Source organism: Bacteroides caecicola, assembly GCF_023337095.1.
GTDB classification, from domain to species: domain Bacteria; phylum Bacteroidota; class Bacteroidia; order Bacteroidales; family Bacteroidaceae; genus Phocaeicola; species Phocaeicola gallinarum.
This window is the reverse complement of the sequence record NZ_JAMBLM010000001.1, coordinates 141,207-167,986: the sequence shown is the minus strand read 5'-3', so window position 1 is coordinate 167,986 and position 26,780 is coordinate 141,207. Positions and strand designations below refer to the sequence as shown.

Here is a 26,780-nt window from a genome sequence, read left to right as displayed (position 1 = left end):
TACGGTTCATCACACGATGCCCTGAGCCATCATTGCATTGGCTACCTTCATGAATCCGGCAACGTTAGCACCCTTCACGTAGTTGATGTAACCGTCGGGTTCAGTACCATATTTCACGCAAGCCTCGTGGATATTCTTCATGATGCTCTTCAGTTTTTCATCCACTTCTTCTTGGCTCCAGCTCAACTTGATAGAGTTCTGAGTCATTTCCAAACCGGATACAGAAACACCGCCGGCGTTGGCAGCCTTACCCGGAGCGTACAATATCTTAGCGTCTTGGAATACACGGATTGCTTCGGGAGTAGAAGGCATGTTGGCACCTTCAGACACAGCGAATACTCCGTTTGCTACCAATGCTTTGGCATCGTCGCCGTTAATTTCGTTTTGCGTAGCAGAAGGCAGTGCGATGTCGGCTTTTTCGTTCCACGGACGTGCGCCGGCAACATACTTGCAACCGTATTTTTCTGCATATTCGCGGATACGTCCGCGGTACAAGTTCTTCAGTTCCATGATGTAATCCAACTTTTCACGGTCGATGCCATCCGGGTCGTAAATATAGCCGTCAGAATCAGACATCGTAACGACCTTTGCACCCAACTGAATCAGTTTTTCTGCCGTATATTGCGCAACGTTACCCGAACCAGAAACCAAACAAGTTTTACCCTGAATGTCAATGTTGCGGGTTTTCAGCATTTCCAACAAGAAATAGATGTTTCCGTAACCGGTAGCTTCCGGACGAATCAGCGAACCGCCAAACTCACGACCCTTACCGGTCAATACGCCGCTAAACTCACGGGTCAGTTTCTTATACATACCGAACATGTAGCCTACTTCACGACCGCCTACGCCGATATCACCTGCGGGAACATCGGTTTCCGGACCGATATGACGCCATAATTCCAACATAAATGCCTGACAGAAACGCATTACTTCGGCATTGGATTTGCCGCGGGGTGAGAAATCGGAACCACCTTTACCTCCACCCATCGGGAGCGTTGTCAAAGAGTTTTTGAAAGTCTGTTCGAATGCCAAGAACTTCAAGATACCCAAGTTTACAGAACTATGGAAACGAATACCTCCTTTATACGGGCCGATGGCGTTATTATGCTGTACACGGTAACCCATATTGGTTTGGATATTCCCTTTATCGTCCATCCACGTAACACGGAACTGATAAACACGGTCAGGAATGCAAAGGCGTTCAATCAAATTAACCTTATCAAATTCGGGATGCTTGTTGTATTCTTCTTCGATAGTGCTTAACACTTCTTCAACTGCCTGATGATATTCAGGTTCATTCGGAAATCTTCTTTTCAGATCTTCTAAAACTTTAGCTGCATTCATAATGGATCTCTTATTTTAAATTGGTTGTTTTTCTTTGTTTGATGTGACAAAAGTATAGATAATAATTTATTTATACAACATTTCTTCAAGAAAAATCACAAAAAAGTATCAAAACACAAAGTAAAACAAGAGGAAACTGAAGAAAAGCTACTTTCTACCGCCTTTGATTGACTTAATGACAGGAATAAAAACCAATGCCCCTGAAATAAGAATGGTTATAATAAGCGGTCCGTCAATACGCGACGCAGAAGTAAGAACGATGAAACAAAGTGCCGCCCAAAAAAGCGTAAGAATGACACATTGCGTATTATTGAGTGGTTTTCGCATAGAATTACAGGCTTTTTATAAAATACAAATTGACGCAGATTAAACAGATAGCAATTACTATTTATCTGCATAATCCGCGTCAATCCGTATTCTTATCTATTATTTTTATATTTATAAAGATTACTCGTTACCTTTCATTTTCTTTGCAACGATGGCGTCAATGCAGGCAATGGCTGTGATGTTTACAATGTCACGCACTGAGCTTTCGATGTCGGTAAAGTGAATCGGTTTGTTCAATCCCATCTGAATCGGGCCAATCACTTCTGTTTCGCTCATGTTTTGGATAAGCTGGTAAGTAGCATTGGCAGAAGTCAGGTTGGGGAATACCAGCGTATTGACTTCTTTGCCTTTCAAACGGGTAAACGGATATTTCTCATCGCGCAAGTTATTGTCGAGCGCAAATTTTACTTGCATTTCACCGTCGATAGCAAGTTCGGGATAAGTACGGTGCATGTAATCTACCGCTTCGTGTACCTTTGCCGGACTTCCTTCTGCATCTGAACCGAAGTTTGAATAAGAAAGCATAGCCATTACCGGTTCTTGATTGAAGAAACGTACTGCCTTTGCCGACAATTTAGCGATATCAATCAGCGTATCGGTATCGGGGTGGCGGTTAATCAACGTATCGGCAATGAAGTAAGTTCCTTTCTTTGAATTCAGGATGTGCATCGTACCGAAGTGTTTATACTCCGGCTGGATACCAATTACTTCTTTCGCTACTTTGATGGTATTCGAATACTTCGTGTACAGTCCGGTTACGAAAGCATCTGCTTCTCCCGTTTCAACCATCATCATACCGAAGTAGTTGCGTTCGAACATCTTATCGTTAGCTTCCTGATAGTTGGCACCTTCGCGGGCACGCTTTTCGCAAAGAATACGTGCATAACGTTCACGGCGTTCAGCCTCGCGGTCGTGGCGCAAGTTTACGATTTCGATGCCTTCCAGATTCAAATCCAACTCTTTGGCCAGCTTCTCGATGCGCTCTTCGTTGCCCAGCAAAATCGGGTTACAGATACCTTCCGCCTTAGCCTCGACAGCGGCTTTCAGCATGTTGGGGTGGATGCCTTCGGCAAATACCACACGCTGCGGGTCTTGACGAGCCGTTTCATACAGTTGACGAGTCAGCTTGTTTTCCTGTCCCATCAACTCGCGCAAATGATTCTTGTAACCGTTCCAGTCGGTAATCTGCTTACGCGCTACGCCTGAATCCATCGCAGCTTTGGCTACCGCCATTGACACTTCGGTTATCAAGCGCGGGTCTACCGGTTTCGGGATAAAATAGTCCGGGCCGAACGTCAGGTTATTAACATGATAAGCTGCATTCACTACGTCGGGGACGGGCTTTTTAGCCAATCCAGCGATGGCGCGTACGGCAGCCAATTTCATTTCTTCATTGATAGCTTTTGCACGTGTATCCAATGCTCCACGGAAAATGTACGGGAATCCGATTACATTATTAATCTGGTTCGGATAGTCAGAACGTCCGGTTGACATCAATACATCGGGACGGGAAGCCATCGCATCCTCGTAAGAGATTTCCGGAGTAGGATTAGCCAGCGCGAACACAATCGGATGGTCTGCCATGCTGCGCACCATATCTTGCGTCAAAACGTTACCTTTCGACAAACCGAGGAATACGTCGGCACCTTTGATGGCTTCTGCCAGCGTGTGGATGTCGGTGCGGTCGGTTGCAAAGAACTTCTTCTGTTCGTTCAGGTCGGTACGCTGTTTTGAGATAACACCTTTACTGTCCAGCATTACCACATTCTCCAAACGTGCACCGAGCGACAGATACAGTTTCGTACATGAAATGGCCGATGCTCCGGCTCCGTTCACTACAATCTTTACATCTTCTATCTTCTTACCGGCTACTTCCAAAGCGTTCACCAGTCCGGCGCTTGAGATGATAGCCGTACCGTGCTGGTCGTCGTGCATCACCGGAATATCCAGTTCTTCTTTCAAGCGTTGCTCTATCTTAAAGCACTCCGGCGCCTTGATATCTTCCAAATTTATACCACCGAAAGTAGGAGCAATCGCCTTTACAGCCTCTATAAACTTATCCGGGTCTTTTTCGTTTACTTCAATATCGAATACGTCGATACCTGCATAGATTTTAAACAACAATCCTTTACCTTCCATAACAGGCTTACCGCTCACTGCTCCTATATCGCCCAGTCCCAATACTGCCGTACCGTTTGAGATAACAGCCACCAAGTTTCCTTTATCGGTATAATCGTAAGCCGTTTCGGGGTCTTTCTGGATTTCCAGACACGGTTCGGCTACCCCCGGCGAATAAGCCAATGACAAGTCGCGTTGTGTTTGATAAGGTTTTGTGGGAACGACTTCTATTTTTCCCGGTTTTCCCTGCGAGTGATACAGCAGGGCAGCTTCTTTTGTTATTTTAGCCATAATGTTTTTCGGTTTTATAAGTTTCGGCGCAAATATACATAAATTTCTAATTGAAGAAATCTATATTTTGTTAATTTGGAAGTTGGTTTAACTAAGAAACTTCTCCGACGAAAGCAAAATACAAAATCGTCCGATGTCGTGCCTCCCCCAAACGCTACCGTTAGTGTCGGTCATCCCATGCGGTAGCGTTGGCCAATTCTATTCGGAAGACCGTCCGGTTCTACCGTTAGAATTTTCCTTATTTTCAGCCTATCGGTAAATAGCTAAGAACAAGCTCATTACAAAATTCGATAAACTGATTTTTTATTCAAATGCTCCGCTGCCCGGCAAACCAGATAAAATAAACAAGACCGGCTTTACGGATAATACAGCCGCTGCATCGGAGGCATACCAAGCCAATGCTTTCGCCTCAAGTTGTTTCATAAATCCATCCTTTCCATCGCAATATCCTTCGATGTCATGAGGAAAGCGCAAGGCAAGTTCTTGCTTCAAAGCTCCGTAATGAGCCGCTTCCGAGGGGTGGGTGCGCAAATAATCCCTCACAGCCAAATGACGGTCGATGTCTGTACGGTTATCTTGCTGAAACACATGCACCTGATGCGTACGGTTATCGCCTCCTTTACGAAAGTAACGGCGTCCGGATATGCCGAACTCCCCCATACATTCATAACCTAACCGTTCGAATTCCAGATTCAACCGGTCGATGCGGTTAATGTCTTTTACCACAGGCATGATGTCAATAATCGGTTTGGCTGCCAATCCGGGCACAGACGTACTGCCGATGTGGTAAATAGCCACCAATTCGTTTCCCAAAATGTTACGCAAACAAAAAGATTCTTGTCGGTACATTCTTTCCCAATCAGGATTATAAGGTACTACTTTTACTTCCATACGGATTTGTTGCAAATAAAAAAAATCCCGACTCTCTATGAGAAAAGAGTCGGGACGTTATCTGATTCGGGATTTTCCGAATCTTAATCTTTATCCTTCAAGGCTGCAAAGATTAATCCCTCCAACTCTTCTGCCAGTTCCGGATTATCTTTGATGCATTGTTTCGCTGCATCACGACCTTGCCCTAACTTCGTATCGTTGTAGCTATACCATGAGCCGCTCTTCTTGATGATTCCCAAGTCGGCTCCCAAGTCGATGATTTCGCCGCTGTGAGAAATTCCTTCACCGAACATGATATCGAACTCTGCCTTGCGGAACGGAGGAGCCACTTTGTTCTTCACCACCTTTACGCGGGTTTGGTTTCCGATAACTTCTTCACCGTCTTTTATCGGCTGCCCCTTGCGGATATCCAGACGCACGGATGCGTAGAACTTCAGGGCGTTACCGCCGGTAGTGGTTTCGGGATTCCCGAACATCACACCGATTTTCTCGCGCAACTGGTTGATGAAAATACATGTGGTGTTCGTCTTACTGATAGTTGAGGTCATTTTACGCAGCGCCTGCGACATCAGTCTCGCCTGCAAACCTACTTTGTTATCGCCCATGTCTCCCTCGATTTCCGCTTTCGGAGTCAAGGCTGCCACCGAGTCGATAACAATAATGTCGATAGCCGATGAGCGTATCAACTGTTCGGCTATTTCGAGTGCCTGCTCACCGCTGTCGGGCTGCGAAATCCACAGGTTGTCGATATCCACACCCAGCTTAGCTGCATAGAAACGGTCGAACGCATGTTCGGCATCGATAAACGCCGCAATGCCTCCCGCTTTCTGCGCTTCGGCAATGGCATGGATAGCCAGTGTGGTTTTACCGGACGACTCCGGACCGTAAATCTCGATGATACGTCCCTTCGGATAGCCGCCTACACCAAGAGCCGCATTCAGCGCGATAGAGCCGGTAGGAATCACCTCTACCTCTTGGACGTGTTCGTCGCCCATCTTCATGATAGAGCCTTTACCGAAGCTCTTCTCTATCTTGTCCATCGCTGCCTGAAGTGCTTTCAGCTTTTCACTGTTATTGGGCTTCGGAGTGTTTTCCACTCCACCTTCAAACTCTAATTCGTCTTTTTTTGCCATCTATTCTTTCAATTTAAGTAACAAACCGAACGGCGAACAATGCCACCGCCGATTATTTTAAAATCTGAGCAGCATGGTCTTTGGTCTTTACCTCTTTCGGCGATATGATTCGTTCGATCACCCCTTCTTCGTTAATGATGAAGGTGGTACGAAACGTACCCATATACTTACGACCGTACATGCTCTTTTCTCCCCATACTCCAAACTCCTGTACCAGCTTCTGGTCGGTATCGGCTATCAGGGTAAAAGGAAGCTGATTTTTCTCGATAAACTTTTGGTGCGATTTTGCATCGTTAATGCTTACGCCTACCACCTCATAACCTGCCTTTCGGAGTTCGTCATAATTATCGCGCAGGTTACAAGCCTGTGCCGTACAGCCGGAAGTCATGTCTTTCGGATAAAAATATAACACCAACTTCTTCCCTTTATAGCTGCTCAAACGAATTTCTTCTCCTTTTTCGTTCAAGCCTAATACTTCGGGAGCTTTATCTCCTACGTTCATTCTCCTTGTTCTTGTCTTTAGTAATGATTACAGTTCAAGGTCGCCGTCGAACACTTCATGCCACGGCAAACCATTCTTGTTCAGTTCTTCCATAAACGGATCGGGATCGAACTCTTCTACGTTCCATACCCCCGGACGCTTCCACAGTCCTTTCAGGAACATCATGGCGCCAATCATAGCCGGAACTCCCGTGGTGTAGCTTACGCCCTGCATACCTGTTTCTTGGTAAGCAGCCTGATGTGAACAGTTATTATATACATAATAGGTATGTTCTTTTCCGTCTTTGATACCGCGGATTCGGCAACCGATGGAAGTTTCTCCCTCGTAGTTTTCGCCCAAGTCTTGCGGATTCGGCAACACAGCTTTCAGGAACTGCAAAGGAACAATCTCCATGCCGTTATAATTGATAGGCTCTATGCTTGCCATTCCGATGTTTTGGATTACACGCAGATGGGTAAGGTATTCCTGACCGAACGTCATCCAGAAACGGGCACGCTTGATGGTTGGGAAATTCTTAACCAGCGATTCCAACTCTTCATGATACAGCAGGTAAGAATCGCGCGGACCGATGTTAGGATAAGTCAAATCTTTGTGGAACTCCAGCGGTTTCGTTGTTACCCACTTGCCGTCTTCATAGTAACGGCCGTTTTGGGTAATCTCACGGATATTGATTTCGGGATTGAAGTTCGTAGCAAACGCTTTGTGATGATTTCCGGCGTTACAGTCTACAATATCCAGATATTGAATTTCGTCGAAATGATGTTTGGCGGCATAAGCCGTATAGATACCGCTTACTCCCGGGTCGAATCCGCATCCCAAGATAGCAGTCAGTCCCGCTTCTTCGAAACGCTGCTTGTATGCCCACTGCCAGCTGTACTCGAAGTGAGCTTCGTCTTTGGGTTCGTAATTCGCCGTATCCAAGTAATTCACGCCTGCCTTCAGACATGCCTCCATGATAGTCAAATCCTGATACGGAAGCGCTACGTTAATAACGATTTCGGGTTTAAAACTGTTGAATAAAGCCACCAGTTCGTCCACATTGTCCGCATCAACCTTAGCAGTTTTAATGTTAGGGTTACCGATTGCTTTCACAATCGCATCACATTTTGACTGGGTACGACTCGCAATCATCACTTCCGTAAATACGTCGGGATGCTGAGCCACTTTGTGTGCAACCACGGTTCCTACACCGCCTGCACCGATGATTAATACTTTACTCATTGATTTCTATAAAACTTTAATGCCCGGCAACGTCACCGTTCATGTATGCAAATATACGGAATATTCCCAATTCGGAACGCATAAAATCAAGATGTATTTCGGAACTTTGCAGAATTTTATCACCTTACAAGTCTGAAAGAATGAGATGGCGGCTTCTTCAACTACCGCCGGAAACGCTACCGCATAAAATAAGGAAAGCATCGGCTTAAATGTATAAAAACATGCCGATGCTTTCTTTCACGCTATGAGTTAAGTTTTTGTATCACTGAATGCTGTTCAACAGATCTACTTTACCTTCGTTCACCAGCTTCAATATCAGTTCTCCGAAGAGCGTATTTTGCCATGCAAACCAAGCCCGGGTAAACTTCGCCGGATTATCTTTGTGGAAGGATTCGTGCATAAATCCTGTACCGGCATCTGTATCCATCAACATTTTAATGCAACGTTTGATTTCTTCATCGTTTTGACTGGTAAAGGCTTTCATCATGATACTCATCGGCCAAACCATGTCATACCCGATATGTGGTCCTCCAATACCTTCACCTGCTGTTCCGCGGAAGAAATAAGGATTGTCTTCGCTCCACACGAAACGGCGGGTATTCTGATAAACCGGGTCGTTTACATCTACGTCGCCCAAATAAGGCATTGCCAGCAGGCTGGGTACATTCGCATCGTCCATCAAAATATGATTGCCGAAACCATCTACCTCGAAAGCATAAATCTTTCCGTACTTCGGATGATTATAAACCGCATATTGTTTTAATGCCGTTTCCACTTCGTCTGCCAACGTTGTGCATTCGGCAGCCAAGTCTGCTTTTTTATTGACTGTTTGCAATATCTCTGCCGCTTTACGCAAAGAAGACACGGCAAAGAAGTTTGAAGGAACCAAGAACTGCATGTTTGTAGCATCGTCAGACGGACGGAACGTGGATACGATCAGGCCGACCGGTTTTACCGGACGTCCCCATCCGTCGCAAGGAACCGTATCCAGTGCGCGTTCGGTTTTGCGCTGGAACTTATAAGGACCTGTTCCGTCTTTACGCTGCTGCTCCTTAAACGTTTGCAGGATATTGGCTATCGCTTTCAGCCAGTCTTCGCCAAAAACAGAGCTGTCACCCGTAACCTTCCAATAATGATACGCCAAACGTAAGGGGTAACATAACGAATCAATCTCCCATTTGCGTTCGTGTAACTCCGGTTTCATATCCGTCAGGTCGCTCATCCATTCTCCGCCCGTAGCCCCATCATTAAACGCATTGGCGTAAGGATCAATATTGATACACATCCACTGGCGGTTGATAACACCTGCTATCATTTCTTTCAGTGCAGCATCTTCGTTTGCCAACTGCACATAAGGCCACACTTGAGCGCCGGAGTCGCGCAACCACATGGCATGGATATCTCCGGTATATACAAAGGTATCCGGACGACCATCCTCAAAATGGCGGAAATGAACCGTCGTATCCAACGTATTCGGGAAACAATTCGTAAACATCCAAGCCAATTTGGTATTAGTCAGCAACCGACAAACTCTTTCGATTTGCTTTTCTACGGCATCGGAATGGAACAAACGTTTATCCGGAGCCGGACGATTATCCTGCTTTATCGCATCATTCGTACACACATAAGACGTTTCTGCCGTTATCGCATTCGCTTGCGAAATGCAGGCGAATGCAGATAACAAACACACTCCGGTTATCAAATTCTTTTTCATATACATCTTTTTTAAGTCAGACAAAAATACAAAATACATTGCTTCCCGCCCGATTATTTTCCTAATTTATCCTTTAGCACCTTCATCCAATAACCACCAATAACAGAACGTGCTTGGAAGCCTCTCTGATTAGGTTCTAACGTCCAGTTCCAGTCGGTCATGGGAACGCGATCTACCGTTTCATTCATAAACGTATAGATAGGAGCGATGAATTTTTCGAAAGTAGCACGGTCTTGCGCCATTGTTGCCGTCCACATAATCCAGTCATTCTTGGTATAGGTTTCACGGTTATCCAACGGAACTCCATATTTATTTTCTTTTGTCTGGTAATATGCCAGTTCTTTTTCTACCACTTCTCTCGGGAAAAGATTAAAGCCTAACAGTTCATCCCATACCAGATTATATTTCAAGCTCCACGTACCGGGCTTGTCGAATGTCAGACGGTAATGGTCACCATCGTCAGCCATCTTTAACCATTCGCCCGCCATCTCTTTGGCTTTTTCCATATACTTGTTCGAAATGTCTTTCATTCCTTGCTTGTCTGCCAAATACGCATAAGAAGCCACACCCATAATTGCTTTGATAGACAGGTTTGTGTTATGGGCAAAATGTCCTGCAAAATCATCCGTACATAACTGATTTTCGGGGTCAAGACCATTCTCAGCCAAATAGTTTGCCCATGTAGTCAATACATCCCAATGCTTAGCCGCATAGTCCGGATTTTCTTCTATCACGGCGATGGCTGCGCTCAGAATCATCATGTTTCCGGTTTCTTCAATCGGCATATCACCCCCGTATACCTGTCCGTTTGCCAACGGATAAGTACCCAAATCATGCGCTGCAAAAGGTTTCGGCCATTTGCCATTTTCGCTATATTGGAATATACCGTTCATCATGCCTTTCAGCAAATTCGGATTATAAACCAAAAACAAAGGAGAAGAAGGATAAGTTAAATCCACGGTATTGATACATCCGTTACTGAAGTTCTCTTTCGACATGAACAGCAGCTCACCGTCGGGCGACTCAACCAGCTTGTGTGCAGCCATTACCTGCCGATAAGCCAGCGCACATAACTCAGCGTACTTTCTGCCTCCAGCCTGTTCTGCTTCGCCTATCAGTTTCGCATCAAATTCGGTACAGCGTTTCATCAATGTGCTATACTCTTGCGTTGCTTTTTCCAACTGGGTAAAGATAGTCTGATCGTTCTTACGATTCCAATACGGACGCAAATTAGTACCGAAGTATTGCAGTGAGTAAATATCATCGTAAGCCAGCATCAGATATCCCGTATCCGATTTGACATTACCCATCTTACAAGCGATAGCCAATTTATTCATTCCGTCGGTCGACTGTTCTTTCAGCGTACCATCGGCCAAGAAACTTTGACGCAACAAGGCTCCGTCACCGGTGCCAACCTTCAAACGATTGTCATCAGGCGCTGCAAAATAAAAATATCCCCAGTCGATGCGCAAATCATCTCCCCGTTTCGCCAATATGTTCTGCTCAACACTTCCGGTGCTGGCGTAAACGATACCATTCTCATTTCCGGTTTTACTTACCGATTTCTGATAGGGTTGGTCAATCGCCCATTGCGGACCTGCTTCGAAATACAATTCCACATCGTGTTTTTGATTGTCTTTCGATTGAACTTCGTAAGTAAGATAGTTAACCGGACGAGTCATCAGGTCTAAATCATCCATCAACAGCGGAGCGGTAAAAGTCAGTTTCAAGTCAACGTTCCCGCAGTTAAACGTATAATAAGTCTGAGTAGCCTGAGCGTCTACCGAAGTCTGTACAGCGGTCTCGGCAAAGAATCGGGTATCGTCTTTTTCTGCCAGCAAGCCAAAATCCAACAAACCATTTCCCACACGGTTACGGCAATAGGCAGCGATTATGTTTTCTCCCTTTTTCAACGAAGCAACTGCTTCTTCGGGAAGTTTGGCATACACATACTTTTTCGCCGAATTGCCTGTTTCGACCACCTTTATACCATTTACATAAATGATTACGTCATCATCGTGCGAGTATTCCAAATACAAGTTTTTCTTCGACAAATCGTCGGTTATGTTTACCGTACGGCGTACCCAAATGTATTCACTTCCCCATTGAGTTTTTGCAGTAGGCTCGTTTTCTTTCGTTCCGAATGCTCCCGGAGCCGTTTTCCACGCAGCATCGTTAAATCCGGCCTTTTCCCAACCCGAAACGGGTTCGGCAGTTGTATATTTTCCTTCCCAGTCACATTGCTCGGAGGTTCCACATATCGGATATAGTTCCAGTTCTTCTTCTCCCATAAAACGATATGCTTTGCCGTCGACTTTAGCAACTCCCAGTAAAGGGAAGTTCTTGCCCGTCCAGTGTTTTACCGGAGCATCATATAATTGATTAGACATCGACCACGCACTGGTGTAAGGGTCAATCGTTACCAACGGATAAGCCGGAGCACGTAATTCGTTTTTAGCATGTTGTTCCGACTGCTGTTTTCCTCCTCCGCAACCAACCAGCAGAGCGGCTGTTGCTACATAAACTAATGTTGTCAGTCTCATATTTTTATTCTTTTTTGATGATACATGATTTTCACTTTACAGTATTGTCAGGGAAGAGCAACATCAAAGCGGGAATGCCGGATGCCGAATAACTGTCTATCACCTGATTTCCGCTCACCGCCTCATCGTATTTTCCTCCGCAAATGATGCGGTTCTTATCGCGGTTACTCCACCCGCAGTCTATCGTATGCTCCAAGAAAGGAAGGTATTGCGATTGTCCGCAATCGTAAACCAACATGGCGATGTATTGTGCGAATATGGCCGTATAAATACCTTGCTCGATTCCGCTTTCAAAAGGAAGCACACCGGCAGGCGACATGTCTTTCACCGTATAGTCTGCGGCAAGGATGGCGTTATCCAGATAACGGCGTTCACCCGTAGCCTGATACAGCATTACCGAGCCTCCGATAAAAGTCGCCTGATTATATACGTGGGCTTTCCAGTCCGGTTCATGCGTTCCGTGCCGGCTGTCTGCCACTCGCCCCGTCGATTTGTCGAACAGGTTATTTACCCCCCACTCATAGATTTCTTTCGCTTTTTCCAAATACTGTGCTTTGGTTTGGTAGTTCCAATCCGCCTCCTCCGGTTCGCGCCTGCCTGCGGGTACATTTTTATAAAGCGTCATCGCCGCTACCACCGTAGGGAAATTGATACAAGCCATCTTGCCGTCGCGGTCGCTGTCATTCGGTTTCGGGTTATGGATAGGTTGCCACTGCCAGAACATGCCGCCTTTTTTCTCGTCGTACGAGCCGGTATCCCCTACCCGCTTCGAACCGTTCCATACCCGACTGAAACTTGCCTCGGCCAGTTTCAGGTATTCTTTGTCGCCAAACAATTCGTAAGCACGGGCAAGCGTAATAGTCCACCACTGAATATCATCGTAGATAAACCAGCCGGTGTTTTCGTTATTGTCATGGAAATCGAAGCCTACATAGTGAGCTTTATTTCCCTCAAAGATTTTCCGACTTAACGCCTTGTACTTTTTTTCGCGCTCTGTGTCTTTCTGCGAACGGGCAAGACGATATGCATTCATCGCCATATCCCAATAAATAGGCTGACACCAAATTGCCGCCGCTCCGTTTCCACGGTCTACGGCACGAGGAAAAGAAGTATCCGTTTTATAAATATACTTCAGGGAATCAAGGTAATTACGATTAAAACCTTCGTAAGCCTCCCATACATCTGCATGAGTATAGCGCAACGTCGCACACATCCCTGAAAGTCCGACGGCCCAACATCCGATTAACAATAATATTTTTCTTGTCTTCATACTAACTAATGTTTTTATATATATCGATACTAAAACCTATGCATTAATTGAACCCATTGAATTTTTTCCGCTAACGGAAGCGCGGGCAAAATGTCTCCTCCGTTATACCCGAAAAACGCTACCGTTAGCGTTGGTCAACTCATGCGGTAGCGTTGACCGGTTCTACCCATAGTGTTGATGCGTCCTATGGGTAGCGTTTTCAAGCCCTCTGCCGAGCCGGATAAAGCTTCTTAAACAAGCCCTTTTACGGTGTTACGCTTAAACGGAACTCGACAGAGCCATGTACAAATTCTCCACAGCCACTCTACCGGTCCATAATAGAACCGTTTCATCCACCAATTACTATAAGCTATTTGTATTATGCAGAAAAAGATACCGAACATAAAACTTTCAAGATAATTCAGCGACACAGCCCCATTTAACCCAAAGCCGTAGAAAACACAAACGCCGACAAAACTTTGCATCATGTAGTTTGTTACACTCATTCTGCCTACCGGAGCCAAATAATCTAAAATCTTGCGTCCGCCGTATCGGTAATACAACAGTATCAGTCCGCAAACGTAAACCATCATCTGCCCTAAATTACCGTATGTTTTAAACATGGTCTGTCCTACCCGCAATGCAAAATCTTTTACTCCCCAATAAGGAAGCAAATAAGCTATCGCATAGAACACGGCAAAAAACGCCAACGCATACGGCAAAACCAGTTTGCTGTAATTTACCATCCGAACTTCGTCTTTATGGATTCCCGAACGTCCGATCAGCATACCGATGATAAACAACCCCAACAACTGCAAATAGCGGTAATTATTAAACACCCACAACACCTTAGCCCATTGTCCGCGCCACAGATTGAAATCAATCACATCGGCAAACGAACCGTGAATAAACACAGAAGCACAGGTTTCATAAAGGCGATTCATTTCGACCACCAAATCGGTAGGCTGGTTCGGCACGTTGTTCTCCAGCAAGGAAACAAAACTGATTACTGCGGGAATTTGCAGGAACAGCAACACAGCCAATCCTATCAGCCACTTGGTGGGTACTTTATATAAAGGTATAAGAAACAGTCCTAACAAAGCGTAGACTACAAAGAACTCACCCAAATACATCAGTCCGTTAATATAGCCGAACAATAACAACAGCACCATACGCCAAACAAAACGTCCTCTGAAATCTACTCCCTTACTTGCCTGAGAATCCATCTGCATGAAAAAGCTCAGTCCGAACAACAAAGAAAACATGGCATACGACTTTCCGGCAAACAAGAAATTCAGCGTATCAAAGACTCCCGTATCTACCCGCTGCCAGAAAGGATTATCTACTACCGGCACCAAAGTCAGGTCAAAACGCTCCATGCAATGCCACAACAGAATACCTACCAATGCAAATCCTCTAAGCGCATCAATCGAATGAATGCGTTTGGGAGGAGCAATCCGATGAACATGATTATTCATAACATCCCGACGTTGAAGATTTCTATACTCGATTGTTCCGAAAGCGGAGCATAATCCTTTATTGATACACAGGCTACGGGCGTTGCAGCATGAGTGTGATTGGTAAATACGTTTTTCATCGTTTTCAGGTTTAATAAAGATAATGTGTTAATTCTCTGCTGCAAAACTAACGAACGCAAGTAACGAATGATAGAAATAGTCATTCAAAAAACAGAAAAAACAGTTCACCAACCAGTCTTTTCACCATTTAACGCCCCGCAGGCATCATAACTTGCCTTTTCTTACGCTTGAGGGCTGTTGCCTCCGGTTTGTTCCATTGCAAAAAAATAAGTCGGCATCTTTTATCAGATGTCGGCTTATTTCCACCAGCCCAAATTATAATCCGGAAGGTTTAGGCAAGGGAACTCCTAATTTTACAGGCTTCCCAAATACGGGCATCCCGTTTTTATCCCATTCTATTTTTTGCATACGTATGCTTCTCGACTCATTATCACCGGTTATGCCGTTGGGTATTGCACGGGCATGATACAGTACATACCATTCTTTCCCATCGGGAGAAGGAACAAACGAAAGGCTTCCCGGACCGAATACACTATCTTGAGGCGACTGCGAAAATACCGGTTTATCGTCTTTATGCCAAGAATCCGGGTTCAACAAATCAGCATCGGTATCGGCAGTAAGCATCCCTATGCAATAATAGGGAGACCAACATCCGCTTGCCGAATAGTATAATATCAGCTTTTGTCCGTCGCGCGAATGAAACAACTGAGGAGCCTCGTTTACATAAATCGGATAAGCCGTACGGCTTCCGTCGGGATTCACCCACTGTCGTTCCCAACTATATTCCGGCTTCGACAACATAACCCGCTTGGTATCCAGTGTCCACGGATTTTTCATCCGAGCGATATAAATGCATTGGGTTTCTTCCATGATACGTCTTTGAGGCCAGCCCGACCAAATCAAGTATTGAACTCCTTTATGAACAAAAGTTGAAGCATGAATCCCCCAATTCCAATCCGGATTCGTCATAATCGCTCCTTTCAGTTTAAATGTTCCTTCCAATGGAGTTGCAGCCTCATTCTCTAATACATAAATCTGATGATTATCCGTATTGCCATTATCGGCAGCATAATAGATGTACCATTTGTCATTTATCCGATGAATCTCCGGCGCCCACAAATTATATTTATTGTTAGGGTCGGCAGAACGCCACACTTCTTTATAAATAGCATGTTGCATATCTGTAATATCTTCTGTCTCCCACACCCAAATCATATCGTTGGTTTCATGCGTATAATAATATTTCCCTTTATAAAAAATAGCACTGGGAGAACTTCCTGTACCAAACAAAGGATTGGTAAAGGTTGACACCGTTTTGCCGCTTTCGGCATTCGGATTATTCCGACAGGCACCCATCATACACATAAGAATAAACAAAGGCACGTAACAAACTAATTTCATAACAATATTTCGTTGGGTATGTAACATGCAGCCAAAATTATACATTTCAACCAACAATTCAAGAAGAAATGGTCAGTTTTTATCTTTTATTTGACAAAACCTATCCACAAAAGAAAAAATAAATGGCAACCTTTGTATGTAGATTAAAACATCAAAAAAACATATTATCATGAAAAACATCAGTAAAGTAAAAGGAATGCTGTTTTGTGCGGCACTGTCAATGTGTTGTTCATGTAACCATACATCTACAGAGTTTAGTGTAACCATGACAGACCGACCAGACAGAATGGAACAGAATCCAAACTATGCGAATAATCGTTCTCCACTGCAACCGTCGCATTTCTTAAAACTTCCGGTAGGAAGTATCAAGCCGGAAGGATGGTTAAGAAAGTATTTGGAACTGCAACGAGACGGACTGACCGGTCACTTAAACGAAATCAGTGCATGGCTGGAAAAGGAAAACAATGCTTGGCTCACCAATGGAGGCGATCATGGATGGGAAGAAGTTCCGTATTGGTTGAAAGGCTACGGAAATCTGGCTTACATCTTAGGCGATGAGAACATGATAAACGAAGCTAAAACATGGATTGAAGCAGCCATAAACAGCCAGCGTCCCGACGGATCGTTTGGTCCGATAAACATGAAAGGCGATAAGCCTGAACTCTGGGCGCAAATGATTATGTTATGGTGTCTGCAATCTTATTATGAATATACCAACGATTCGCGCGTGCTAACTTTAATGACCAATTTCTTCAAATGGGAGTTAAGTTTGCCTGACGATAAATTTTTAGAGGATTACTGGGAAAATAGCCGCGGTGGAGATAATTTACTTAGCGTATATTGGTTATACAATAAAACCGGTGAATCTTTCTTGTTAGAGTTAGCTGAGAAGATACATCGCAACACTGCCGATTGGACAAGATCTTCTACGTTACCCAACTGGCATAACGTGAACGTTGCGCAATGTTTCCGCGAACCCGCCACTTACTACATGCTTGATAAAGATTCTGCTTTATTAGCTGCTTCATACAATGTACATCATCTGATCAGACGCACGTTCGGACAAGTGCCGGGAGGTATGTTCGGCTCTGATGAAAATTGTCGCATGGGCTATATCGACCCCCGGCAGGGCGTAGAAACTTGCGGAATGGTGGAACAAATGGCTTCGGATGAAATCATGCTCCGCATGACGGGTGATCCTTTTTGGGCTGAACATTGTGAAGATGTAGCATTCAATACTTATCCGGCAGCAACCATGCCTGATTTTAAGGCGTTGCGTTACATCACCTGCCCGAATCATGTGATAAGCGATTCGAAAAACCATCATCCGGGCATTGATAACTCCGGACCTTTCCTTGCCATGAACCCTTTCAGCAGCCGCTGCTGCCAACATAACCATGCACAAGGATGGCCTTACTATACCGAGCATCTGGTATTGGCTACTCCCGATAACGGAGCAGCTTTAGCTCTGTATGCTTCTTGCAAAGCGACCATGAAAGTAGGAGACGGACAGCAAATCGCTATTCATGAAGAAACGAACTATCCGTTTGATGAAGTCATCCGGTTGACTGTTCAAACAGACAAGGAAGTGGAATTCCCGCTTTACTTGCGTATTCCTACTTGGGCAAACCAAGCACAAATCCATATCAACGGACAGAAAGTTACGACTCCTGTTACCAGCGGACAATATGCTTGTATCCGCCGCACTTGGAAAAACGACGATAAAGTGGAACTGACGTTACCCATGCAACTCAGTTTGCGTACATGGCAAGTAAACAAGAACAGCGTAAGCGTAAACTATGGACCGCTCACCATGTCGTTAAAAATACGAGAGAAATATGTAAAGAGCGACAGTAAAGAAACTGCAATCGGCGACTCACAATGGCAAAAAGATGCCGATGCAAGCCAATGGCCTACGTATGAAATCTATCCCGACTCGCCGTGGAATTACTCATTGGTATTAAACAAAGACAATGCGCTGAAAGATTTCAAAGTAATCAAAAAACAATGGCCTGCCGACAATTTCCCCTTCACGCAAGAAAGCGTTCCTCTTGAAATCAAAACCGTAGGACGACAGATTCCAAGCTGGAAGGTAGACCAATACGGACTTTGCCATGAACTGCCCGAAGCCGATGCTCCCAAAAGGGAAAAAGAAGAAATCACCTTAATACCGATGGGAGCTGCCCGACTCCGAATCAGCGCGTTCCCTAACACTTACGAATAATTCATTAACCTATTTATTATTACAATTCTATCATGAAGAAACTATTAACAACTTTATTCGCATTAATTTGCTTGAACGGATTTGCCAATCCGCAGCCGCGTCCTGAATATCCACGTCCGCAATTCGAACGCAGCCAATGGGTAAACTTAAACGGGACATGGAACTTTGAGTTCGATTTCGGAGAATCGGGTAAAGACCGCTCGCTACAAAAGGCCGAACAACTGAGCCAGCAAATTACTGTTCCGTTCTGTCCGGAAAGCAAACTGTCGGGAGTAGCGCATACCGATTTTATCAACTGTCTGTGGTATCAACGCAAACTGTCAATCCCTGCCGACTGGAGTGGGAAAAAGATATTGCTTAACTTTGGAGCGGTAGACTATTATACTGAAATTTATATCGATGGAAAGTTTGTACAGTCGCATTGGGGCGGTTCGTCTTCATTCTCGGCAGATATCACCCGATTCGTGAAAAGCGGACAAACACATAACTTGGTGCTTCAGGTAAAAGATGACCTGCGTTCGGGTAAACAGACCGGCGGGAAACAATGTACCAACTTTTATTCGGGAGGATGCTCCTACACCCGCGTTACCGGTATCTGGCAAACGGTTTGGATGGAAGCTGTTGACAAGAAAGGATTAAAAACAGCGGTAGTACGCCCCGACATTGACCAAAAACAACTGATTATTACTCCGGAATTTTATCAAGAGTCTAACAATACGCTGGAAATCGTGCTAAAAGACGGCGATAAGACAGTAGCAAAAAAAAGCGTTACCTGCTCAAACAGCAGTACCATCATACTTCCTGTCAAGAATATGAAGTTATGGAGTCCTGAGAATCCGTTCTTATACGACTTGGTTTATCAGGTAAAAGACCAGCAGGGAAACATCATTGATGAGGTGAAATCGTATGCGGGTATGCGCAAAGTACATACTGCCGATGGCATCTTTTATCTGAACAACGAGCCTTATTTCCAACGTTTGGTACTCGATCAAGGATATTATCCCGACGGAGTATGGACAGCTCCTTCAGACGAGGCTTTGAAAAACGACATCGTACTGGGAAAGGAAGCCGGATTTAACGGGGCAAGACTCCACCAGAAAGTTTTCGAAGAACGTTATTATTATTGGGCTGACAAATTGGGTTATCTTACATGGGGAGAGAGTGCAAGCTGGGTGATGGATATCAATGACGAACTGGCGGTGCGCAATTACATCGGCGAATGGACGGAAGTGGTAGCGAGAGACCGGAACCATCCGTCGCTGGTTACTTGGACTCCTTTTAATGAAACTTGGGGAAGCCGTGAAGGAGTTTATCCGCGACTGATACGCGACATTTATCATATAACGAAGTCAATCGACCCCACCCGTCCCATCAACGACGCCAGCGGAGACGACCATATACTGACCGATATCTGGAGTGTACATAATTATGAACAGGATGGAAGCAAACTGGCAGAACAACTGGAGTTTAAAGAAGGAAAAGAACCTTACCGAAACAGCCGCGACAAAAAATTCTTGGCCGTGTACGAAGGACAACCTTATATGGTAGACGAATTCGGAGGCATCGGATGGATGTCGGCCGAAGAGCGCAAAAATTCTTGGGGCTATGGAAACATACCTCAAACTCCCGAAGAGTTCTACACTCGCTTGGAAAGTCAGGTAAAAGCCTTGAAAGACGCTAAACACGTTATGGGATTCTGTTACACGCAACTCACTGACGTGGAACAGGAAAAAAACGGTATTTATTATTACAACCGTACTCCCAAATTAGATATGAAACGGATTAAGGCAATCTTCGAACTGATTCCTTCTTCGCACACTAACCTGAAATAATCATGAAAAAAGCATCTTTTTGTTTCTTATTTACCATACTGCCCTTGCTCTTGTCGGCAAGGCAGTATGGAGGTAATCTTTTCTTTCAGCGGGCAGATTCGTTACTGAACACGATATTAACTTTATATCAGGTTCCGAAATACGGACTGCTGATGGAAACTTATCCTCGTAACCCCAAGCAACAGATTACTTATACTGCCAACAGCGATGCTAATCTTACTCAGCAAGAAGTATCTTTCCTTTGGCCGTATTCGGCAATGGTTTCGGGCTGTGTCTCCATGTACAAAATATCCAAAGCAGACAAATACAAGGAGCTTATGGATAAACAAATCAAGCCGGGACTTGATTTGTATTGGGACAATACCCGGAAACCGGCGTGTTACCAATCATACCCCACCTTTGCAGGGAAAAATGACCGATATTACGATGACAACGACTGGATAGCTTTAGACTGTTGCGATTACTACGAAGCTACCGGCAAACAAGAATATCTTGACAAGGCTATCGCCCTGCATCGGTATATTTACTCTGGATGGTCGGACGAACTGGGTGGAGGAATCTATTGGTGTGAACAGAAACGTACCTCCAAAAATACTTGTTCAAATGCTCCGGCTACGGTTCTGTGTCTGAAGTTATATAAGCTCACAAAAGATGAAAAGTATTTGAAACAGGCTGAAGAAACCTACGAGTGGACCAAGAAAAACCTGCGCGACCCTGAGGATTTTGTTTATTGGGACAATATCAACTTAGAAGGTCAAATAGGCTATGCCAAATATACTTACAACAGTGGGCAAATGATTCAGGCAGGCGTACTGCTTTACCAGATTACAGGCAAGGAGGCTTACTTACAGGATGCGCAGCAAACGGCTAAAGGGGCTTACGAGTATTTCTGCCGCTTGCAGCAAACGCCGAAAGGAGAAATGAGATTCTATCCCGACAGTCCGTGGTTTAATGTTATCTTGTTCAGAGGTTTAAAGGCTCTTTATCAAACCGACCATAACCCGACTTACATCAAAGCGATGATAGATAACGCCGATTTTGCTTGGAGATGGACGCGCGACAGCAACGGCTTGTTCAGCAACGACTGGTCGGGAAATAAGTCAAACCAATTTAAAAGTTTGCTGGAAAACGCTTGCATGGTTGAATTATTTGCAGAAATCAGCGAATTGTAACTCTATTTGTACGTTATGAATATCAAACATCTAATCATGGCAGGAGCCATACTGTGTATTCCTGCCGCCCACTGCCGGTCACAGCAAAACCGGCAAAGTGGAAATCCGATAATTCCCGGATGGTATGCAGACCCTGAAGCCATCGTTTACGGCGATACATACTGGATTTTCCCGACGCTTTCTCAGCTTTACGGAGAAGACACCCTTACTTATAAAAAAGATTTGGAGCGAAAAACCGAAGCCATCAATCAAGAATATAACTTACAAACGCATTTCGATGCTTTTTCATCGACCGACCTCGTTCATTGGACCAAACATCCAGAGGTGTTATCCATCAAAAATGTTCCGTGGGTAAAATATGCTTTGTGGGCGCCATCGGTAATTCATGCCAACGGGAAATATTACCTGTTCTTCGGCGGAAACGATATTCAGAACGATGAGCAGTGGGGAGGCATCGGAGTGGCTGTTGCCGACCGTCCGGAAGGTCCGTATAAAGACGCTTTAGGAAAACCGCTCATCTCGAAAATCATAAATAAAGCACAGCCGATAGACCAGTTTGTGTTCCGCGATGACGACGGACAGTATTATATGTACTACGGGGGATGGAGACACTGTAACATGGTGAAATTACGAAGCGACCTTTTGGCTTTGGAGCCGTTTGGCGACGGGACGTACTACAAAGAAGTTACTCCCGAAAATTACGTAGAAGGCCCCTTCATGCTGAAACGAAACGGAAAGTATTACTTCATGTGGTCGGAAGGCGGATGGGGAGGCCCGGATTATTGTGTGGCTTATGCCATAGCCGACTCGCCGTTCGGACCGTTTAAACGTATCGGAAAAATTTTACAGCAAGACCCGCAGGTAGCTACCGGAGCAGGACATCATTCGGTTATCCAGATACCGGGAAAAGATGAGTATTACATTATTTACCATCGCCGTCCGTTAGGTCACACGGGGATAAACGAACGTCAGGTTTGCATTGATAAATTGGAGTTCGACCCCAATGGCTACATCAAACCCGTAAAAATCACCCACGAGGGAGTCCGTCCGGTTTCCTTACAGAAATAAATACGAAAAATTTCCATCCGAAAAACAGCCGAAAATTCCTTCGGATAGAAATGAAAACTTATCCGCATAAAAGGGTTGTTTGAACTTTATCCGGGCATAAAAAAATTCTACCCATAGGACAGGCAAGTCCTATGGGTAGAACCGGGTAACTTAACCGCATGAAACAAGTAACACTAACGGTAGCGTTTTTTTCGGAAGAATTTCTTATTTCTCTTGCGAGAGATGAGTTACGTAATCTTTCGGTAATACGCCGAATTGCGCCCTAAAGCATTTGGCAAAATAAGATGACGAACTGAAACCCGTCTGCTCACATACCTCCGTAATGCGGCATCCCTCCTTCAACAATACAGCAGCCCTGTTCAACCGGCAAAGTTTCAGATAATCATTGGGAGACATTCCGGTCAAGGCTTTAAGTTTACGGTAGAAATTAGAACGGCTCATGTTCATATCCGCCGCCAAGATGTCTATCGAAAAATTCTCGTCAGCCAGTTGCGCTTCAACCGCCTGCTGCATTTTTGTAAGAAATTCGCGGTCGCGAGGCGTAATGCTTATTTCTTCTTGTCCTTCGGGCAGGTTATGACTGTTCAGCTCTTGCATACGCTGATGGAAAACCATCCTTAACTTCAAGATATTTCGTATCTGCATCTTCAACTGAACGATAGTAAACGGTTTTTCCACGTAAGCATCCGCTCCGTACCTGAATCCTTCGGCTTTCGATTCGGGTAAGGTTTTTGCCGTAAGCAGTATAACGGGGATGTGAGAGTAATCAATATCCGATTTTATTTTGTTACAAAGCTCCAGTCCGTTCATTTTAGGCATCATCACGTCGCTCACCACTACGTCAACGGCAGTCGTTTCTAAAACTTTCAAGGCTTGCAGTCCGTTCGTTGCTTTTACCACCTTAAACCATTTGGCAAGCCTTGTATACTCCATGTCTAACAGTTCTACGTTATCTTCAACCAACAACACGGTATATTTTTGTTGCAAAAGCGGGTCGTCCTCTTCAGTTTTCACCGGCGATTCCACCTTTTCATCCATATCCGATACGATAATCTGTTCTTCTATATCCGACTCACGGGCGTGAAGGGGAAGCGTCAGAATAAAAGATGCTCCACCGTAAGAATTGTCTTCTGCCCTCAAACTTCCCCCGCAGTTTTCCGCCAACGAGCGAGAGTATGCCAGACCGATACCTGTCCCTAACATCGCTTTGGGATTGTCTACCTGATAAAAAGCTTGAAAAACTTTTTCTTTTTCATCGAAAGGAATCCCGTCTCCATCATCTTCTACCCGAATATCAAACTGTTCATTGAGTTGTTTCAACCTAATATCTATTCGGGTATGGGCATACTTCATGGCATTGCTAACCAAGTTTACCACAATCTTGCTGACTTTATCAGCATCAATCACCGCCTCTATCCGGGAGGTTTCCGGAACATCCAACGTCAGAACAAGACTCTTCAGTTCAGCCGAACCGATAAATTGGTTATAAATATCTTGCAATAGCTCTACAATATCGCAGTTCTTCAGATGAAGCCGTACTACGCCTGCCTCCATTTTCTGGAAATCCAGCAACTCATTGGTCACTCCCAACAGGTAATTTACATTCTTATCTATTACCGAAAGATATTTGCTATCTTCTTTGCTCCGGTCGGTAACGAGCAAACTTTCAAGCGGTAATTTAATCAGGCTAAGAGGTGTACGTATTTCGTGCACCAAATTGATAAAGAAATTGATTTTAGATTTATACAATTCTTTTTCTTTCTCTATCTGATAATTTTCCATCCGTTTGCGGTATTTGTTCTTCAGATGACGGTCTCTGCGCCACAGTGCATACGCAAGAAAACAAACCGCAAGCAAACAATACACAAGATACGCCCAGCCTGACAGCCACCACGGAGGCGTAACAATAATCCATAAATCAGCTACATCATTATTCCATTTCAAGTCATTGTTCGAACCACGCACAAGCAGGTGATATTTGCCCGGAGCCAGATTGTTATACGAAACATAGTTATTCTCCAAATCGTTAAACCATTCCTTGTCTACCCCTTCCAACTTATAAGAATAATGATTCTTACGGGGGTCTTGGTAACTAAGTGCAGCAAAATACACCGTAAAGCTATTATAGGTATAAGGTATCTTTACTTCTTTGGCCTGATAGAAGGGTTTGTCAAGATGCAACAACTTACGTACATCTTCTCTTTTATCGACACGCATCAAAGTTATATCCGTGATGTATACGGGAGGAACGTAGGCATTTGAAGGAAAGAACGAAGGACGGAAGGCGTTAAACCCATTCATCCCTCCCAAGTAAATCGTACCGTCTTCTGCCTTAAAAGAAGCTCTTTCACGGAACGGATTACTCAACAAACCGTCTGACTCGGTAAAACGCTGGTATTTTTCGGATGACATGGGGTTTAATTTCACAATACCCACATTCGTCGACAGCCAGAATGCTCCCGACTGGTCTTGCTCTATCGAATAAATAACCTGACTGGAAACCCATGAATTGTTTTCACTCAAATCGACAAAACATCTCTGGCGTTCGTCAAAATAGCACAGCCCGTTTCCGTTTGTCCCAAACCACATTACGCCGTTGCTGTCTTCAAACAACGTGATAACGGAATTATGGCTGATGCTTTTCTTGTCGTTACGCTTATGTTCATAATGACGCCAATAATTATCTGTCTGATTACATAGAAAAACCCCGCTGTTTGCCGTCGAAATCCAAATGTTGTTATGCCCGTCTTCCAATATATCCGTAATGGATATCATGACTCCAATGGTTGTTTCTGTATGGAAGTTGTCTTCTTCGGGATTATAATAACAAAGCCCCCAACTTGTCCCTACATAAATCCGCCCGTTACGACAGCCGTAAATCGTTTGCACATCATCGCTACATATCGTGTTCGGAGTAGTATAAGAGTGATTATAACTTTTTACACGCCTCGTCGACAAATCTAAGATTTTTAACCCGTTGGCAAATGTCCCTATCCATAATTTACCTTTATCCAAAAACAGGGCACGGATATCGTAAGGCGATTTGCCGTCTTCTTCCAAAGGATATTTATCGACCTTCCGAGTGGCCTTATCATATCGGTACAGCCCGTTACGAGTACCTATCCAGATATTTCCGTTGGATTCATCTTCGCAAAACGTATTTACCACACCGCTTTCGGGTAACACAAAACGGCGGAAGGGCTTGGCACGTGCCGACAGATAGCTTACTCCTTGCATGTTAGTCAGTACCCAAATACCGTTTTCGGCGTCTTCCATCAGCGCATTGATGCTCCGGTCGTTACCGGAAGAGTCGCCCACCGAGTTATCTATCGGAACCAGCGTTTTTGTCATGCGGTCGAAACTATACAGTCCGTTATCTGTTCCTACCAACAATTTTTTTTGCCTCCACGGTTTCAAACATTGGATAATCCGGAACTGGTCTGCTCCTATTTCATAATGGTTTGTTTCTCCCGTACCTACATTGATACTGAACAAAGACTTGCTGTTTGTTCCTATCCACAGCGTACTATCCACAAGCTGAATGCAATTGGCCTTATGGTTCGACTTGTTCCAATCTACATCCGAAGATGATAAGTGATAAGTTCGCTGATATGCTCCATGACGGTCGAAACAAAGAATATCATCTTGCAATGAAGAACAGTATATTTCTCCTTTTTGCCCCACACAGATGTCCCATACGAACGAAGAATACATATTGTTCTGCGTTAAAACGTTTTTCTGCGGGTCATAAAAAAACAGTCCTTGCCCTAACGTAGCTATACCTATCATACCGTCGGCCAACTGCACTATCCGGCTTACTTCACTACTGATAAACACGCCGAACTCGGTAGTAACATCGAACAGAACAAAAGCATCCCGATTACGCTCATAAATATAAATGCCACAGTCTGTACCTACCCAGATACGCTTTTGGCTGTCTTCGTAAAGCGAACGGACAAAGTTATTTCCGAGCGACCGGTTTTCGTCTTGCGACGAACTGCGGTATATGATATTCTTCCTGCCGTCAAAACAGTTCAATCCATTGCTTGTACCCAGCCAGATAAAGCCATAGCTATCCTGCAAGGCACATAACACGGTGTTATGCGACAACCCGTCTTCTACCGTATATGTACTGAACATTAATGAGCCAGAAGCCTTTGCGGAAAGACATACTCCCCACACAGCAAACCATAAAAGAAGGCATTTCATCTC

Annotated in this window: 18 protein-coding genes; 4 read left to right on the top strand and 14 right to left on the bottom strand. The window is 44.6% G+C overall.

The genetic code is table 11. The features are described 5' to 3' along the window. Positions 1 to 9 precede the first annotated feature (9 nt). The 13 genes from M3085_RS00630 to M3085_RS00575 all read right to left on the bottom strand — a co-directional run bounded on the left by M3085_RS00630 (position 10) and on the right by M3085_RS00575 (position 16,272). Positions 10 to 1,344 (bottom strand): NADP-specific glutamate dehydrogenase, encoded by a 1,335-nt coding sequence (locus M3085_RS00630; RefSeq protein ID WP_178255813.1) that lies wholly within the window; start codon positions 1,342 to 1,344, stop codon positions 10 to 12. 147 nt (positions 1,345 to 1,491) lie between these two features. Beyond that, positions 1,492 to 1,671 (bottom strand): hypothetical protein, encoded by a 180-nt coding sequence (locus M3085_RS00625; protein ID WP_225230984.1) that lies wholly within the window; start codon positions 1,669 to 1,671, stop codon positions 1,492 to 1,494. Between the two features lie 120 nt (positions 1,672 to 1,791). Next, entirely contained in the window at positions 1,792 to 4,080 is a 2,289-nt protein-coding gene (locus M3085_RS00620) for an NADP-dependent malic enzyme (protein ID WP_178255812.1), read from the bottom strand. A 303-nt stretch (positions 4,081 to 4,383) separates the two neighbouring features. After that, positions 4,384 to 4,971: a GrpB family protein gene (locus tag M3085_RS00615; RefSeq protein WP_249052049.1), complete on the bottom strand. Its 588-nt coding sequence runs from the start codon at positions 4,969 to 4,971 to the stop codon at positions 4,384 to 4,386. Positions 4,972 to 5,054: 83 nt separating this feature from the next. Then, positions 5,055 to 6,104: a recombinase RecA gene (gene recA, locus M3085_RS00610; protein ID WP_178255810.1), complete on the bottom strand. Its 1,050-nt coding sequence runs from the start codon at positions 6,102 to 6,104 to the stop codon at positions 5,055 to 5,057. A gap of 52 nt (positions 6,105 to 6,156) precedes the next feature. Next, positions 6,157 to 6,606: a thioredoxin-dependent thiol peroxidase gene (gene bcp / locus M3085_RS00605; protein WP_191710610.1), complete on the bottom strand. Its 450-nt coding sequence runs from the start codon at positions 6,604 to 6,606 to the stop codon at positions 6,157 to 6,159. 27 nt (positions 6,607 to 6,633) lie between these two features. Next, a complete protein-coding gene (locus tag M3085_RS00600) occupies positions 6,634 to 7,827 on the bottom strand; it encodes a saccharopine dehydrogenase family protein (RefSeq protein ID WP_191710609.1) in 1,194 nt (397 codons plus the stop codon). Positions 7,828 to 8,089: 262 nt separating this feature from the next. Beyond that, a complete protein-coding gene (locus M3085_RS00595; protein WP_249052048.1) occupies positions 8,090 to 9,541 on the bottom strand; it encodes a glycoside hydrolase family 125 protein in 1,452 nt (483 codons plus the stop codon). A 53-nt stretch (positions 9,542 to 9,594) separates the two neighbouring features. After that, positions 9,595 to 12,084 carry a glutaminase domain-containing protein gene (locus M3085_RS00590; protein ID WP_249052047.1) on the bottom strand — a complete coding sequence of 830 codons (2,490 nt, stop codon included), beginning with the start codon at positions 12,082 to 12,084 and terminating at the stop codon, positions 9,595 to 9,597. A gap of 31 nt (positions 12,085 to 12,115) precedes the next feature. After that, complete coding sequence (locus M3085_RS00585; protein ID WP_249052046.1) at positions 12,116 to 13,354, bottom strand: glycoside hydrolase family 76 protein; 1,239 nt, start codon at positions 13,352 to 13,354, stop codon at positions 12,116 to 12,118. Positions 13,355 to 13,584: 230 nt separating this feature from the next. Next, a complete protein-coding gene (locus M3085_RS00580) occupies positions 13,585 to 14,811 on the bottom strand; it encodes a DUF418 domain-containing protein (RefSeq protein ID WP_191710605.1) in 1,227 nt (408 codons plus the stop codon). After that, the gene (locus tag M3085_RS13850) at positions 14,808 to 14,930 is read right to left on the bottom strand and encodes a hypothetical protein (RefSeq protein WP_262891999.1); all 123 of its coding nucleotides are present in this window, start codon (positions 14,928 to 14,930) and stop codon (positions 14,808 to 14,810) included. Before M3085_RS13850 ends, M3085_RS00580 begins: the two co-directional genes overlap by 4 nt. Before the next feature lie 256 nt (positions 14,931 to 15,186). After that, positions 15,187 to 16,272, bottom strand: a complete 1,086-nt coding sequence (locus M3085_RS00575) for a family 43 glycosylhydrolase (protein WP_178255803.1) — start codon at positions 16,270 to 16,272, stop codon at positions 15,187 to 15,189. Positions 16,273 to 16,441: 169 nt separating this feature from the next. Between M3085_RS00575 and M3085_RS00570 the strand changes: the two genes are divergently transcribed. The 4 genes from M3085_RS00570 to M3085_RS00555 are packed head-to-tail and all read left to right on the top strand — an operon-like array spanning position 16,442 to position 22,568. Further along, complete coding sequence (locus tag M3085_RS00570) at positions 16,442 to 18,496, top strand: beta-L-arabinofuranosidase domain-containing protein (RefSeq protein ID WP_249052045.1); 2,055 nt, start codon at positions 16,442 to 16,444, stop codon at positions 18,494 to 18,496. Between the two features lie 32 nt (positions 18,497 to 18,528). Next, on the top strand, positions 18,529 to 20,328 hold the full coding sequence (locus tag M3085_RS00565; protein WP_249052044.1) for a glycoside hydrolase family 2 protein: 1,800 nt from the start codon (positions 18,529 to 18,531) through the stop codon (positions 20,326 to 20,328). Between the two features lie 2 nt (positions 20,329 to 20,330). Beyond that, positions 20,331 to 21,500 (top strand): glycoside hydrolase family 76 protein, encoded by a 1,170-nt coding sequence (locus tag M3085_RS00560; protein WP_178255800.1) that lies wholly within the window; start codon positions 20,331 to 20,333, stop codon positions 21,498 to 21,500. 15 nt (positions 21,501 to 21,515) lie between these two features. Beyond that, entirely contained in the window at positions 21,516 to 22,568 is a 1,053-nt protein-coding gene (locus M3085_RS00555; RefSeq protein WP_249052043.1) for a glycoside hydrolase family 43 protein, read from the top strand. Positions 22,569 to 22,772: 204 nt separating this feature from the next. Here the strand turns inward: M3085_RS00555 and M3085_RS00550 are convergent, their stop codons facing one another. Continuing rightward, the gene (locus M3085_RS00550; RefSeq protein ID WP_410553953.1) at positions 22,773 to 26,777 is read right to left on the bottom strand and encodes a two-component regulator propeller domain-containing protein; all 4,005 of its coding nucleotides are present in this window, start codon (positions 26,775 to 26,777) and stop codon (positions 22,773 to 22,775) included. Positions 26,778 to 26,780 lie beyond the last annotated feature (3 nt).

What these genes read in the sequence shown, in the direction of transcription:
- M3085_RS00630 (WP_178255813.1), bottom strand. Translation starts at nt 1,344, where the DNA reads ATGAATGCAGCTAAAGTTTTAGAAGATCTGAAAAGAAGATTTCCGAAT.
- M3085_RS00625 (WP_225230984.1), bottom strand. Translation starts at nt 1,671, where the DNA reads ATGCGAAAACCACTCAATAATACGCAATGTGTCATTCTTACGCTTTTT.
- M3085_RS00620 (WP_178255812.1), bottom strand. Translation starts at nt 4,080, where the DNA reads ATGGCTAAAATAACAAAAGAAGCTGCCCTGCTGTATCACTCGCAGGGA.
- M3085_RS00615 (WP_249052049.1), bottom strand. Translation starts at nt 4,971, where the DNA reads ATGGAAGTAAAAGTAGTACCTTATAATCCTGATTGGGAAAGAATGTAC.
- recA (WP_178255810.1), bottom strand. Translation starts at nt 6,104, where the DNA reads ATGGCAAAAAAAGACGAATTAGAGTTTGAAGGTGGAGTGGAAAACACT.
- bcp (WP_191710610.1), bottom strand. Translation starts at nt 6,606, where the DNA reads ATGAACGTAGGAGATAAAGCTCCCGAAGTATTAGGCTTGAACGAAAAA.
- M3085_RS00600 (WP_191710609.1), bottom strand. Translation starts at nt 7,827, where the DNA reads ATGAGTAAAGTATTAATCATCGGTGCAGGCGGTGTAGGAACCGTGGTT.
- M3085_RS00595 (WP_249052048.1), bottom strand. Translation starts at nt 9,541, where the DNA reads ATGAAAAAGAATTTGATAACCGGAGTGTGTTTGTTATCTGCATTCGCC.
- M3085_RS00590 (WP_249052047.1), bottom strand. Translation starts at nt 12,084, where the DNA reads ATGAGACTGACAACATTAGTTTATGTAGCAACAGCCGCTCTGCTGGTT.
- M3085_RS00585 (WP_249052046.1), bottom strand. Translation starts at nt 13,354, where the DNA reads ATGAAGACAAGAAAAATATTATTGTTAATCGGATGTTGGGCCGTCGGA.
- M3085_RS00580 (WP_191710605.1), bottom strand. Translation starts at nt 14,811, where the DNA reads ATGAATAATCATGTTCATCGGATTGCTCCTCCCAAACGCATTCATTCG.
- M3085_RS13850 (WP_262891999.1), bottom strand. Translation starts at nt 14,930, where the DNA reads ATGAAAAACGTATTTACCAATCACACTCATGCTGCAACGCCCGTAGCC.
- M3085_RS00575 (WP_178255803.1), bottom strand. Translation starts at nt 16,272, where the DNA reads ATGAAATTAGTTTGTTACGTGCCTTTGTTTATTCTTATGTGTATGATG.
- M3085_RS00570 (WP_249052045.1), top strand. Translation starts at nt 16,442, where the DNA reads ATGAAAAACATCAGTAAAGTAAAAGGAATGCTGTTTTGTGCGGCACTG.
- M3085_RS00565 (WP_249052044.1), top strand. Translation starts at nt 18,529, where the DNA reads ATGAAGAAACTATTAACAACTTTATTCGCATTAATTTGCTTGAACGGA.
- M3085_RS00560 (WP_178255800.1), top strand. Translation starts at nt 20,331, where the DNA reads ATGAAAAAAGCATCTTTTTGTTTCTTATTTACCATACTGCCCTTGCTC.
- M3085_RS00555 (WP_249052043.1), top strand. Translation starts at nt 21,516, where the DNA reads ATGAATATCAAACATCTAATCATGGCAGGAGCCATACTGTGTATTCCT.
- M3085_RS00550 (WP_410553953.1), bottom strand. Translation starts at nt 26,777, where the DNA reads ATGAAATGCCTTCTTTTATGGTTTGCTGTGTGGGGAGTATGTCTTTCC.